General features: G+C 68.8%; 12 protein-coding genes. 2 read left to right on the forward strand and 10 right to left on the reverse strand.

The annotated features are described in order from the left end of the window. Positions 1 to 12: 12 nt before the first annotated feature. On the reverse strand, positions 13 to 552 hold the full coding sequence (gene rsmD / locus ASE67_RS15570; RefSeq protein WP_055763463.1) for a 16S rRNA (guanine(966)-N(2))-methyltransferase RsmD: 540 nt from the start codon (positions 550 to 552) through the stop codon (positions 13 to 15). Next, positions 552 to 2144, reverse strand: a complete 1593-nt coding sequence (locus ASE67_RS18280) for a pseudouridine synthase (protein ID WP_235511937.1) — start codon at positions 2142 to 2144, stop codon at positions 552 to 554. The genes rsmD and ASE67_RS18280 overlap by 1 nt, the downstream gene beginning before the upstream one ends. Positions 2145 to 2329: 185 nt before the next feature. Here ASE67_RS18280 and ASE67_RS15580 point away from each other — a divergent pair, with 185 nt between their 5' ends. Both ASE67_RS15580 and ASE67_RS15585 read left to right on the forward strand, forming a co-directional pair. Then, positions 2330 to 2764, forward strand: a complete 435-nt coding sequence (locus ASE67_RS15580) for a response regulator (RefSeq protein ID WP_055763465.1) — start codon at positions 2330 to 2332, stop codon at positions 2762 to 2764. 113 nt (positions 2765 to 2877) lie between these two features. Beyond that, positions 2878 to 4515, forward strand: coding sequence for an AmpG family muropeptide MFS transporter (locus ASE67_RS15585; protein WP_055763467.1), 1638 nt, complete (start codon positions 2878 to 2880; stop codon positions 4513 to 4515). Here the strand turns inward: ASE67_RS15585 and ASE67_RS15590 are convergent. The 8 genes from ASE67_RS15590 to ASE67_RS15625 all read right to left on the reverse strand — a co-directional run bounded on the left by ASE67_RS15590 (position 4512) and on the right by ASE67_RS15625 (position 11841). Beyond that, a complete protein-coding gene (locus ASE67_RS15590) occupies positions 4512 to 5816 on the reverse strand; it encodes a bifunctional folylpolyglutamate synthase/dihydrofolate synthase (protein ID WP_055763470.1) in 1305 nt (434 codons plus the stop codon). The two genes, ASE67_RS15585 and ASE67_RS15590, sit on opposite strands and share 4 nt — an antisense overlap. A 148-nt stretch (positions 5817 to 5964) precedes the next feature. Further along, positions 5965 to 6816: an acetyl-CoA carboxylase, carboxyltransferase subunit beta gene (accD, locus tag ASE67_RS15595; RefSeq protein WP_055763472.1), complete on the reverse strand. Its 852-nt coding sequence runs from the start codon at positions 6814 to 6816 to the stop codon at positions 5965 to 5967. Beyond that, entirely contained in the window at positions 6813 to 7613 is an 801-nt protein-coding gene (trpA, locus tag ASE67_RS15600; RefSeq protein ID WP_055763474.1) for a tryptophan synthase subunit alpha, read from the reverse strand. Before trpA ends, accD begins: the two co-directional genes overlap by 4 nt. Further along, the gene (locus tag ASE67_RS15605; protein WP_235511938.1) at positions 7610 to 7990 is read right to left on the reverse strand and encodes an endonuclease domain-containing protein; all 381 of its coding nucleotides are present in this window, start codon (positions 7988 to 7990) and stop codon (positions 7610 to 7612) included. Before ASE67_RS15605 ends, trpA begins: the two co-directional genes overlap by 4 nt. Before the next feature lie 42 nt (positions 7991 to 8032). Beyond that, complete coding sequence (gene trpB, locus ASE67_RS15610; RefSeq protein ID WP_055763475.1) at positions 8033 to 9262, reverse strand: tryptophan synthase subunit beta; 1230 nt, start codon at positions 9260 to 9262, stop codon at positions 8033 to 8035. 41 nt (positions 9263 to 9303) lie between these two features. Continuing rightward, positions 9304 to 9939 carry a phosphoribosylanthranilate isomerase gene (locus tag ASE67_RS15615; RefSeq protein ID WP_055763478.1) on the reverse strand — a complete coding sequence of 212 codons (636 nt, stop codon included), beginning with the start codon at positions 9937 to 9939 and terminating at the stop codon, positions 9304 to 9306. A 181-nt stretch (positions 9940 to 10120) separates the two neighbouring features. Further along, on the reverse strand, positions 10121 to 11077 hold the full coding sequence (locus ASE67_RS15620) for a glycosidase (protein ID WP_235511939.1): 957 nt from the start codon (positions 11075 to 11077) through the stop codon (positions 10121 to 10123). Beyond that, on the reverse strand, positions 11074 to 11841 hold the full coding sequence (locus tag ASE67_RS15625; RefSeq protein WP_055763480.1) for an SDR family NAD(P)-dependent oxidoreductase: 768 nt from the start codon (positions 11839 to 11841) through the stop codon (positions 11074 to 11076). The genes ASE67_RS15620 and ASE67_RS15625 overlap by 4 nt, the downstream gene beginning before the upstream one ends. Positions 11842 to 12347: the final 506 nt, after the last annotated feature.

Here is a 12347-nt window from a genome sequence, read left to right on the forward strand (position 1 = left end):
TTTTTTGCCGGGTCAGAGGAGGCGGAGCAGGGTCAGGCGCGCCTTGCCATAGCTACGCTCGGCATCGACGCTGAATTGCGGCAGGTCGAGCACCTCGCTCTTGGCGGTTTCGATGCTGACCCACGTCGCGGGCCCGATCCAGCCCAGCCGCGCCAGCTTGTCCGCCGCCACCGCGCCGGCACCGCTGCCATAGGGCGGGTCCATCATCACGATGTCGAGCGGACGCGGCGCGGGGCCGAGCGCCAGCACCGACGTCGCGCGGACATCAGCCCCGCCGACCTCCAGCTTCGCCAGATTGGCGCGCAGTGCGTCGAGTGCGGCCTTGTCCTGTTCGACGAACAGGCAGGTGGACGCCCCGCGCGACAGCGCCTCGATCCCCAGCGCACCCGATCCGGCGAACAGGTCGGCGACCGCCAGTTCGTCGAAGCTGCCGACCCGGCTGGCCAGCATCGAAAACAGCGCCTCGCGCGTGCGGTCGGCGGTGGGACGGGTCGCATCACCTTTCGGCGCTACGATCGGCCGGCCGCGCCATTGGCCCGAAATCACCCGCATCAGCGCTTGCCCCCGCCCGGCTTGCCGCCGCCGGGGCGGCCGCCCTTCGGCTTGCCCTTGGTGACGCGCGGCGCGGGACCGGCCTTGGCCCAGCCGCTCGGCTTGCGCTTGGGCCGGTCGATGAAGCTTGCCCGATCGGCATCGGCCGCTTCCGCCTGCGTCATCCGCTTGTCGACCGGCCCGCGCGGCGCGCGTGCATCGTCGGTACTCGCCGGACTGGACCGGACGGGATTGGACCGAAAGCTGTTGGACCGGGCCGGGCGGTCGTCGCCCGGCACCTGTTCGCGGGGTTTGCGCGATACCCGCGCCACCCCGTCATAGCCCGGCCGCTCGGCATGGGCCGCCGCGCGCCGGGCACGGGGATTGTCGGTGGGTCGATCGCCATAGGCACGTCGATCGCCCAGCCCCGGCTGCCGCCGCTCGGCCGGCGTCTGTCCCGCCTGCGCCAGCGGGTCGAAGCCCTCACGCGGTTCGACCGGCCGTTCGGTCGCATGGGTGCGCGGACCCGCGCGCCGCGCATCGCCCTGCGGCCGCGCACCGAAGCCCGAGCGTTCATCACCCTGCGGGCGTGCGCCGAAACCGGAGCGTTCGCCACCCTGCGGTCGCGCGCCGAAGCCCGAGCGCTCACCACCCTGCGGTCGCGCGCCGAAGCCGGAGCGCTCGCCACCCTGCGGTCGCGCGCCAAAGCTGCGCCGCTCGCCGCCGTCCTGCGCGTCGCGGTCGGGGCGACGCCCGCTGAACCCCGAACGCTGCCCGTCGCGTTCGGTGCGCGGGCGGCGTTCGTCGCCGAAGCGCGCGCCGGTCGCCACCGGTTCGGGACGCGGCAGCGGCGTCGCGCGCTTCCAGCTTTTCAGCGCGGCGGGATCGGCCCCCTCGGGTGCCGGCTTGCTGGTCGGCTTGTTGGCCAGCGTCTTGCGGAACGCGACCAGCTCGTGCTGGCGGATTTCGTCGACCTCGCCTTCGGCCAGGTCGAGCAGGTTGAACGGGCCATAGCGCGTGCGGATCAGGCGCGACACCTTCAGCCCCAGATGTTCGAGCACGCGGCGAACCTCGCGGTTCTTGCCCTCGGTCAGCGTCATCTCGATCCAGGTGTTGGTCCCGGTGCGCCGTTCGAGGTTCGCGTTGATCGGGCCATAGCGTACGCCCTCGATCTCGATGCCGAGCATCAGGTCCTCGAGCTGCTGCTGGCTGATCTCGCCATAGGCGCGCGCGCGATAGGTTCGCTCGACGCCGGTCGCGGGCAGCTCCAGACGGCGCTTGAACTCGCCGTCGGTGGTCATCAGCAACAACCCCTCGGTGTTGAGATCGAGCCGCCCGACCGGGATCAGCCGCGGCAGGCCGTCGGGCAACCGGTCATAGATCGTCGGCCGCCCTGCGCCGTCGCGCTCGGCGGTCAGCGTGCCGGCAGGCTTGTGGAACCGGAACAGCCGGGTGGGTTCGGGTGCCGCTACGGCCGAGCCGTCGACCGTAACGCCCTTCAGGTTGGGCAGGATCGTCGCGGGCGTTTCGATGACCACGCCGTTCAGCGCGACGCGCCCGGCGGTGATCATGCGTTCGACATCGCGGCGCGACGCCACGCCGGCACGCGCCATCAGCTTGGCGATGCGCTGGCCTTCGCGGGGGGATTCGGTCGGGGATTCAGGGGGCGTAACGATGATGTGCGTATCCGTTTGCGGCGATGTGACGAAAGTTTCAGCCGAAGCGGTTCCTTCGTCGCCTTCGCGAGTTTGAGGCTTCGTATAAGCTGGTTGCATCCCGGTGGAAAGCGAGTGGGGCTATGTTGTTCGGGCGCAAGAAGCGGCACATCAACCGGATCCTGGTGGTCGAGGACGAGCCGCTGGTCGCGTTCGACACCGAACATTTCCTGGGCGCGTCGGGATTCGAGATCTGCGCGACCGTCGATACCGTCGCCGCCGCCTGCGCGTCGATCGCGGCGGGGGACAAGCTCGACCTCGTGCTGGTCGACATCAACCTGTCCGACGGCAGCGGGCTGGACGTCGCGCGCTGTGCACACGAACACGGCGTGCCGGTGCTGCTGGTGACCGGCAGTTGTCCGCAGGGGGCACAGGATTTCGCAGCCGGCTGCCTCGCCAAACCCTATCCGCAAAAGGACCTGCTGAGCGCGATCGACGCGATCGATGCGGTGGTCGCCGGTGCCAAGCTGCCCCGCCGCCTGCCCAGCGGTTTCAACCTGTTCCGCGCGGTGGCGTAACCACCGCGTGACGGTCGAACAGCGCCGCTAGTGCCTGTCCGGCGTAGCCGCGCGCCCACCTTGCCGCCATCGCCAACCCCTTCTACGGTCGCGCCCCTTCCTGGAGGACTTGCATGACCGAAGCCGCGCCCAAGGGGCTGGCGCTGATCCGTATGGGGCTGAACAACCGCAAGACCGGGGCGATGTTCGCCTTTGGCCTGGCGGCGGGGCTGCCCTTCACGCTGCTGCTCGGCACGCTGAACGCGTGGCTGGGCGAGGCGAAGATCAACCTTGCCACCATCGGTCTGCTGTCGTGGATCGGGCTGGTCTATGCGTTCAAGTTCCTGTGGTCGCCGCTCGTCGACCGTCTGCGCCTGCCGCTGCTCGAACGCTTCGGGCGACGGCGGTCGTGGCTGCTGCTGTGTCAGGGGGCGCTGGCCGCCACCTTCCTGCTGCTCGCGATCAGCGACCCGGCGGTTGCGATCGGCTGGTTCGCGCTGGTCGCGGTGATCGGTGCGTTTGCTGCCGCCACGCAGGACGTGGTGATCGATGCGTGGCGGATCGACGTCGCCGATGAACGCGCGACGCTCGGCATCCTGTCCTCCATCTATCAGCTGGGATACCGCCTCGCGACGCTGATCGGCGGCGCGCTCGCACTGGTGCTCGCCGCCCGGATCGGGTGGCAGACGGTCTATGCGGTCATGGGCGTGCTGATGGCGCTGCTGCTGCTGGTCACCTTGCTCGCCCCCGATACCCCGCGCCCGGCGATCGAGGACGACCGCGTGGCGGTCGCCGGACCCAGTGCGAAGGACAAGCGTACCGGCCTCATCATCGTCGGGCTGTGCTGGGGCTGGGCGATCCTGACCATCGCCGCGTTCATGGCGCGGGTGCTGGGGACCCCGGCGGGCGAGACACCGCCCAGCGTCGGCGATTTCACCCGGCTGACGGGCCCGTGGATCGTGATCGCGACCGTGGTCGTCCCTGCGCTGGTCGCCGCATGGCTCAACCGCCGTGCGCTCAACGCGCAATATTTCGGCTGGGGCGAAGGCACTGCCGCGCCCGCGACCGGCTTCGTCGAACATGGCTATCGCGCGCTGATCCTGCCGATGGCCGAACTGGTCGGGCGGCTGGGTTTCGGCGTGGTGATCGTGCTGGGCCTGATCCTAAGCTACCGGTTGTGCGATTCGATCTGGGGGCCGTTCGCCTATCCCTTCTATCTGGAGGAACTGAAGTACACGAACGACGAGGTGGCGTTCGCGTCCAAGATCTTCGGCGTCGGCATGACCATCATCGGCGTCTCGCTGGGGGGCGTGTCTTTCGCGCTGCTGGGGCGGATGCCGACCCTGCTGATCGGTGCGATCGTCGCGGCGGCCAGCAACCTGCTCTACGCCGACCTTGCCGCTGGCGCGCCGGTGATCGATGCGGTGGCGGGCGCGCTCGGCCTGCACGGCTTCGGCGTCGAACCGCGCATGGTGCGGCTGATGGTCGCGATCTCGGGCGAGAATATCGCGGGCGGTCTGGCCGGCGCGGCGTTCGTCGCCTACCTCTCCTCGATCGCCAGCAAGGAATATAGCGCGGTCCAATATGCGCTGCTGTCCTCGCTGACGCTACTGGTCGGCTCGCTCGGCCGCGCCGGGCTGGGCGAGGCGGTCGAGCAGATGGGTTATGCGCCCGTGTTCCGCTTCACCGCCGCGCTGGGGCTGGTCGCGGTGGTGTTCGTGCTGCTCGAATGGGTGCGCTGGCGGCGTGAACTGGCGCGGGCGGGCGCCTAAACCGGCACCTCGTTATTGGCCGCCAGCACCGTCCCCGCAAGATACAGCGACCCGGCGATCAGCACCGCCTCCGGCTCCGATCGGGCCAGCAGGTCCAGCGCCGCCGCCGGATCGGTCGCCACATCGGCGCTCAAGCCCAGCGCCTTCGCCTGCCGCGCCAGATCGGCTGGCGCATGATGGGCGTGGCCCGGCACCGGCACCGCGACGACATGGTCGATCACCTCGGCCAGATGCGCCAGCACCGCGCCCGCGTCCTTGTTGGCGAGCATCCCCAGCACCAGCGCCGATCGCTCGCCCCGGCTGATCGCCGGCCACACCCGCGCCACCTCGACCGCCGCCGATTCGTTATGCGCGCCGTCCAGCCACACGCCGTGGCGCGGATCGACCCGCCCGGTCAGCGGTCCCTGCGCCGTCAGCCGCTGCATCCGCGCCGGCCAGCGCGCCGCCCGTGCACCCGCGACGATCGCGGCATCGGGTACGTCGACCGCCGACTGATGCCGCAGCATCGCCGCCGCCAACGCCAGATTTTCGCGCTGGTGCAGCCCGGCCAGCGCCGGTTCGGGCAGGTCGATGGTGCCCCGCGCATCGCGATAGCGCCCGTCGATGGCGTCCCACGCGGCACCCCTTGCCAGCAACACCCCGCCCGCCGCCGCCACCGTCTCCGCCACCCGCGCGGCAAGGTCGTGCGGGTAGGCGAGGGTGACGATCGGCACGTCCGGCTTGGCGATCCCGGCCTTCTCCCCCGCGATCCCGACCAGCGACGATCCCAGAAACGCCTCGTGATCGATGCCCAGCGCCGCGATCCCGCACACGGCAGGTGCGGGCAGGACGTTGGTCGCGTCCAGCCGCCCGCCCAGACCCACCTCGATCACGCACGCATCCGCCGGCGTCCGCGCGAACGCCAGGAACGCGGCGGCGGTGGTGATCTCGAAAAAGCTGGCGCCGATCCCCTCGGCAACGTCCAGCACCTCCGCCAGCAGTGCAGCCAGCGCCGCATCGTCGATCAGCGTGCCGGCCAACCGGATACGTTCGTTGAACCGCACCAGATGCGGGCTGGCATAGACATGGACGCGGTGGCCCGCCGCCTCGATCGCCGCACGCAGATAGGCGCAGGTCGACCCCTTGCCGTTGGTGCCTGCGACATGGAACACCGGCGGCAGCCGCAGATGCGGATCGCCCAGCCGCGCCAACAGCTGCGTGATCCGCTCGAGGCCGAGAATGTCGGCTCCGGGGGAAAGCGTCACCAATCGGTCGAGCTGCGCCTGCACGGCAGGATCGGCGGAAATCGCAAAATCGGGCAACCCAAATCCTCCCCGGCACGGGGAGGGGGACCATGCGCAGCATGGTGGAGGGGGGTGGCCGCCTCCACGACGGTTGCGTCTGGAGGCGATCCCCCTCCACCAGCCTGCGGCTGGTCCCCCTCCCCGCGAGCGGGGAGGAATTAACCGCTCAAGCCGCTTCCTTGCGCCCCAGAAACTCGATCAACTGCGCCAGTTCGCCCGGCAGGTCGCGCCGATGCGTCACGCGGTCGATCAGGCCGTGGTCGCGATAATATTCCGACGTCTGGAAATCATCGGGCAGCTTCTCGCGGATCGTGCTCTCGATCACGCGCCGCCCGGTGAACGCCAGCGTCGCCTTCGGCTCTGCGATCTGCACGTCGCCCAGCATCGCATAGGCCGCCATCACCCCGCCCGAGGTCGGATCGGTCAGCACGACCAGATAGGGCAGGCCGGCATCGTGCAGCATCTCGATCGCGACGGTCGTGCGCGGCATCTGCATCAGGCTCAAAATGCCCTCCTGCATCCGGGCACCACCGCTGGCGGTGAACACGATGTACGGCACGCCGCGTGCGATCGCCGCCTCGACCCCGGCGATGAACGCCTCGCCCACGAACTGGCCCATCGACCCGCCCATGAACGCGAAATTCTGCACGCCGATGACGCAACCGTGCCCGTCGATCATGCCATAGGCGTTCTGATACGCGTCCTGCTCACCCGTGTCGGTGCGCGCGGTCTTCAGCCGGTCGACATAGCGCTTGCTGTCGCGGAACTTCAGCGGGTCTTCGGCGACCTTCGGGTTCGGCAGGATCTGGACGCTGCCGTCATCGAACAGCTGCTGGAACCGCTCCTTCGGCCCGATGCGCCCGTGATGGTCGCATTTCGGGCAGACGTGCAGATTTTCTTCCCATTCCTTGGTGAAGATCATCTGCCCGCATCCCTTGCACTTGTGCCAGAGATGGTCGGGCGTTTCCTTGCGCGCGACGAAGGGGAGGGCGTTGCGGACGCGGTTGAGCCAGCTCATGCGGGTTCCTTGCTCGCCTGTGCGACGGCAGTGACGAGGGTTTCGATATAGCTACGGACAGGTTCGGCGGCGTTGGCGCCGTGCTCGGCAACGATCTCGACGATCGCCGATCCGACGACCACGCCGTCCGCCACGCGGGCGATATTGGCGGCCTGTTCGGGCGTGCGCACGCCGAATCCAACCGCGATCGGCAGGGTGGTCGCGGCCTTCAGCCGGGCGACGGCCTCGTCGATCGACGCCTGCACCGCCTGCTGCTTGCCGGTGATCCCGGCGACCGAGACATAATAGAGGAAGCCGCCGGCTCCCTCCAGCACCGCCGGCAGCCGCGCGGCGTCGGTGGTCGGCGTGGCCAGCCGGATCGGCGCAATGCCATGCGCGCGCAACTGCACGCCCAGGCTGTCGTCCTCCTCGGGCGGAATGTCGACGCAGATCACGCCGTCGACGCCCGCCGCGACGCAGCCTTGCGCGAACCACTCCGCCCCGCGCCGGACCATCGGATTGGCATAGCCCATCAGCACCAGCGGTACGTCGGGGTGCCGCTCCCGAAAACCGGTCGCGATGCGCAGCACGTCGGCGGTGCGTGTGCCGGCGTCGAGGCTGCGGATATTGGCCGACTGGATCGCCGGGCCATCAGCCATCGGATCGGTGAACGGCATCCCAAGCTCGATCACGTCCGCCCCGCCCGCGACCAGCGCGTCGAGGATGGCCGGCGTGGCGTCGGGCGTCGGATCGCCAGCGGTGACGAAACAGACGAGCGCAGGGCGGCCCTTGCTGAATGCGGCAGCGAGACGAGTCAAAGCCCTCTCCCCTTCAGGGGAGAGGGTTGGGAGAGGGGGTTGTTCACGACATCTTCCAACAAGCGCAACACGCCTTCCAAATTATGCATCACGTCAGCGTTAATGAACCGCACTACCTGATAGCCCTGCTCGGTCAAATAGGCGGTGCGTTCGGCATCGTAATCGGCCGTATCGCCGTGCAGATGGCCATCGACCTCGACCACGAGCTTCGGTGCGTTCGAGGCAAAGTCCGCGATAAACGGCCCGATAACCTTCTGCCGCCGGAACTTGACGCCGGCAAACCGCTCGGCCCGAAGCGCGAACCACAACCGCTGTTCCGCCGGAGTGGGCGCCTTGCGCGCCGCCTTCGCTCGCTCGATCAACAAAGCGTCGCGCACTGCCCCTCTCCCAACCCTCTCCCCTGAAGGGGAGAGGGCTTTTTATATCTCAACCCCCAGCGCGCTGGCCACGGTGAAGATATCCTTGTCCCCGCGCCCACACAGGTTCGCCAGGATGATCTGATCGTCGCGCATGGTCTTGGCCCGCCGCGCCACCGCGGCGATCGCATGCGCCGGCTCCAGCGCGGGGATGATGCCCTCGGTCCGGCACAGCAGCTGGAACGCATCCAGCGCTTCCTTGTCGGTCGCGCTGTCATATTCGACGCGACCGATATCGCGCAGCCACGCATGTTCCGGCCCGATGCCGGGATAGTCGAGCCCGGCCGAAATCGAATGCCCCTCGGCAATCTGCCCGTCCTCGTCCTGCAGCAGGTACGTCTTGTTACCGTGCAGGATGCCGGGGAACCCACCCGCCAGCGACGCGGCATGGTCCTTGTCCAGCCCGTGGCCCGCCGCCTCGACGCCCAGCATCGCCACGTCGGCATCGTCGAGGAACGGGTGGAACAGCCCGATCGCGTTCGATCCGCCACCGATCGCCGCGACCAGCAGGTCGGGCAGGCGGCCGGTGCGCTCCATCATCTGCGCGCGCGCCTCGCGGCCGATGATGCTCTGAAAATCGCGTACCAGCTCCGGATAGGGATGCGGGCCGGCGGCGGTACCGATGATATAGAAGGTGTCGTGGACGTTCGCGACCCAGTCGCGCAGGCCCTCGTTCATCGCATCCGACAGCGTCGCCGCGCCCGAGGTGACCGGCCGCACTTCGGCCCCCAGCAGCTTCATGCGGAACACATTGGGCTGCTGCCGCTCGATATCGCGCGCACCCATGTAGATGACGCAGGGCAGGCCGAAACGTGCGCAGACGGCCGCCGTCGCCACGCCATGCTGGCCCGCGCCCGTCTCGGCGATGATCCGCGTCTTGCCCATGCGGATCGCCAGCAGGATCTGGCCGATGCAATTGTTGATCTTGTGCGCGCCGGTATGGTTCAGCTCGTCGCGCTTGAACCACACCTGCGCCCCCATGCCCGGCTCGGCCCCGCCACGCAGCGTCTCGCTCAGCCGTTCGGCGTGATAGAGCGGGCTGGGCCGACCGACATAATGGGTCATCAGGTCGTCGAACTGCGCCGCAAAGGCCGGGTCGGCCTTCGCCGCCTTGTATTCGCGGTCGAGGTCGAGGATCAGCGGCATCAGCGTTTCCGCGACATAGCGGCCGCCGAAATCACCGAAATGCCCGCGGTCGTCGGGCTGGGCGCGATAGCTGTTGGGGGCGTTCATGGCGACGCTCGTTACGCCGCACGCGCGCCCATGTCTATCGATCAGGCACCCCGCACGCTTGCACAAAAGGCCAGGATGCGCACCGGGTCCTTGGCGCCCGGCGCACTTTCCACGCCCGACGATACATCGACCAGCGGCGCGCGGGTCACGCGGATCGCCTCGGCGACGTTCCCTGCATCCAGCCCGCCCGACAGCGCCCAGGGGAGCGGATGGCGGAAGCCGTCGAGCAGCCCCCAGTCGAAGCGCAACCCCATGCCGCCGGGCAGCGCCGCACCCGGCGGCGTCTTGGCATCGTACAGCACCCGATCCGCGGCCCCGGCCAGCGCCCGCGCACCGTCGAGATCGGCCCGCGTCTTGACCGCCACCGCGCCCCACGTCTCGCGACCGGTTCGCGCGCGGATCGCCGCGATGCGATCCGGCGCGGTCTTGTGCAACTGCACCACGTCCAGCCGCGCCGCCGCCATCGCCGCATCGAGCAGCGCATCGTCGGGATCGACGAACACCCCGACCTTCGCCACCCGCCCCGGCACGCCCTGCGCCAGACCGCTGGCAACGTCGAACCCGACATTGCGCGGGGAGGGGGCGAAGAACACCAACCCGACATGACTCGCTCCCGCGCCCAGCGCGGCGGACAGGGTTTCGGGCGTCGACAGGCCGCAAATCTTGATGAGGGTCATGGGCGGCGGGCTTAGTGGGTTGCGGGCGGAAAGAGAACCATCGGTTGTCTGACACTCACACCCACCCAAGTCGTCACCCCGGACTTGATCCGGGGTCCCGCTTCTTTTTCCCAGCCGCAGTGAAGAAGCGGGACCCCGGGTCAAGCCCGGGGTGACGAAAGGGACAGCTGGTGCGCGCGCCTCAACTCCGCCGGATCAACGCCCGCGCCAGCCGCCGGTCCTCCAGCGAATAATACAGCCAGATCGCCCCCTCCACGACCACGACCGACGCCGCGAACGCAATGTCCGTCGCGCTGCGGTCATCGACCGGCGGCGGCGTCACCAGCGGCTGGATACCGCGCGCCACGACGCGAGAGTATTCGGCATCGAACGCCACCCACCCGACCCGCCAGCGCGCATCACGGGTCGCGCCGTTATAGAACATCACCGGCCGCGCCGGATCGTCGGTCAACAGCGGCCCGGTCGACAGATGCCAGTCGTCCCAGCTGTTCTCGCGCGGGGTGAACGGCGTCGGCTGCTCCTCCCACGGCCCGGCCACGTCCGGCCCGACCGCCAGCCCGATGCGCGACGCTTCGTCGGCGGCATATTCGTAGAATAACCGCCAGCCGCCATCGGCGGTGCGATCGACCGTCGCCTCCTTGGTATTGCCCTCCGACTTGGACGACGCCAGCGCGACCCCGCTCTTGGTCAGCGCATCGAGTGACGGCCCGCTCGCATAGGACAGTTCGCCATGCGAATGATCCGCCAGCACGCCCGAATAATAGACGACATAGCCCGCATCGGTGCGCACCACCGTCGGGTCCTCGACGCCGCCCGCGTCATGGTCGTCCGGCCCCGGCACGATCGATGGCCGGTCCAGCATCCGGAAATGCCGCCCGTCGTCGCTCCACCCAGCCCAGATCACGCCGGTATCGATCAGTTCCTGCCCCGGCGGCACCACCGCGCGCACCATCATCGCATAGCGCCCGTCGCCCTCGCGCCAGACGAACGGACTCATCAAGTCGCGCGCCATCAGCTCGGGCGGCCCCTCGATCGTGACGTCCTCGATTCGCTTCACGTTGAAATCGAGCGCTACCGGGCTGTCGGCGACGGCATCCTTGCGATGCGGATCGGCGACGGAGGAGGGGGTGGCGATCACGCGCCCAGCGCCTGCATCAGCGATAGCCCGCCATCGATCACGATCCGCGCGCCGGTGATATAGCGCGCCTTGTCCGACGCCAGGAACACCGCCAGATCGGCGACCTCCTCGGCCCGGCCCGCGCGGCCCAGCGGAATATTGCGCTCCAGCGTGGCGCGATAGGTTGCGTCCGCACTCGCCTTCGCATTCATCGGCGTCAGGATCATGCCCGGTTCGATCGCATTCACCCGGATGCGGCGCGGTGCTTCCTCGATCGCCAGCGTCTCGACCAGGTTCGACAGCCCGCCCTTGGCCGCGCAATAATCCGCACCGCCTGCGCGCACCGCATAGGCATGGATCGACGAGATGTGCAGGATCGCCGCATCGCCCGGCTCGGTGCCCCGCCCGGTCAGGAACCGCCGCGAGGTGAGGAACGCACCGGTCAGGTCGGTGTCGATCAATCGCCGCCACTGGTCGAGCGTCATGTCTCGCACCGTCACGCCCGACATGTTCAGCCCGGCCGAATTGACCAGCACGCCCGCCGGACCCCATGCCCGTTCGACCGCCGCAAAGGCAGCGTCGACCGATGCTTCGTCAGCGACGTCGGCCTGCACCGTCATCGCCTCCCCCCCGGCCGCGCGCACCGCATCGGCGCTAACCCCGGCCGCGGTCGCATCCGAATAATAGCCGATCGCCACGCGGTCGCCCAAGGCGCCGAACGCGGCCGCACAGGCCGCACCGATGCCCGATTCGCCGCCGGTCACGAAGATGGTTCGCCGGTCCATGGTTCCTCCGCAGATATCCCTGCCCGCAACGCCAGCCACGCGGATAGGTTCAGGGGCGCAACGGCTTTCCTACAAACGGACGATCTGCCAGCGTGGCCGCGATGGTCGCGCCTGCTTGGGCGGCAGGCGCTTTGACACGGTGAAGACGGCGGCACGAGGTGTGTGCGAAACCGTGGCGAGTGTGAACTTTGTGAACTTTGCGCGCGAAAACGGCGGATTTACGCAGGGTCGATCAACCCCAACTCCCACGTCACCCCGGACTTGATCCGGGGTCCCGCTTCTTCTTCTGTGATCGGCGGGCAGCGGGCTGACAGAGCAAGACGATTTCAGCCCCACCCGTTCGTCCTGAGTAGCCGCTAAGCTTGTCGAAGGGGCGTATCGAAGGGCCATCTGGCGTATGCTGCGATACGGGTGTTCGATAAGCGCAGCCCTTACTCACCACCAACGGGCGAGGCCTGTGACGCCCCACCAAAGGCCCCGCCGCGGGCAAAGCCCGCGTCGTCGGA

The sequence above is a fragment of the Sphingomonas sp. Leaf23 genome (assembly GCF_001421585.1).
Lineage (GTDB): Bacteria > Pseudomonadota > Alphaproteobacteria > Sphingomonadales > Sphingomonadaceae > Sphingomonas.

Bases quoted from the DNA above. Each gene is read 5' to 3' on its own strand.
- rsmD (WP_055763463.1), bottom strand. From the start codon at position 552: ATGCGGGTGATTTCGGGCCAATGGCGCGGCCGGCCGATCGTAGCGCCG.
- ASE67_RS18280 (WP_235511937.1), bottom strand. From the start codon at position 2,144: ATGGCGCGTGCCGGCGTGGCGTCGCGCCGCGATGTCGAACGCATGATC.
- ASE67_RS15580 (WP_055763465.1), top strand. From the start codon at position 2,330: ATGTTGTTCGGGCGCAAGAAGCGGCACATCAACCGGATCCTGGTGGTC.
- ASE67_RS15585 (WP_055763467.1), top strand. From the start codon at position 2,878: ATGACCGAAGCCGCGCCCAAGGGGCTGGCGCTGATCCGTATGGGGCTG.
- accD (WP_055763472.1), bottom strand. From the start codon at position 6,816: ATGAGCTGGCTCAACCGCGTCCGCAACGCCCTCCCCTTCGTCGCGCGC.
- trpB (WP_055763475.1), bottom strand. From the start codon at position 9,262: ATGAACGCCCCCAACAGCTATCGCGCCCAGCCCGACGACCGCGGGCAT.
- ASE67_RS15615 (WP_055763478.1), bottom strand. From the start codon at position 9,939: ATGACCCTCATCAAGATTTGCGGCCTGTCGACGCCCGAAACCCTGTCC.
- ASE67_RS15625 (WP_055763480.1), bottom strand. From the start codon at position 11,841: ATGGACCGGCGAACCATCTTCGTGACCGGCGGCGAATCGGGCATCGGT.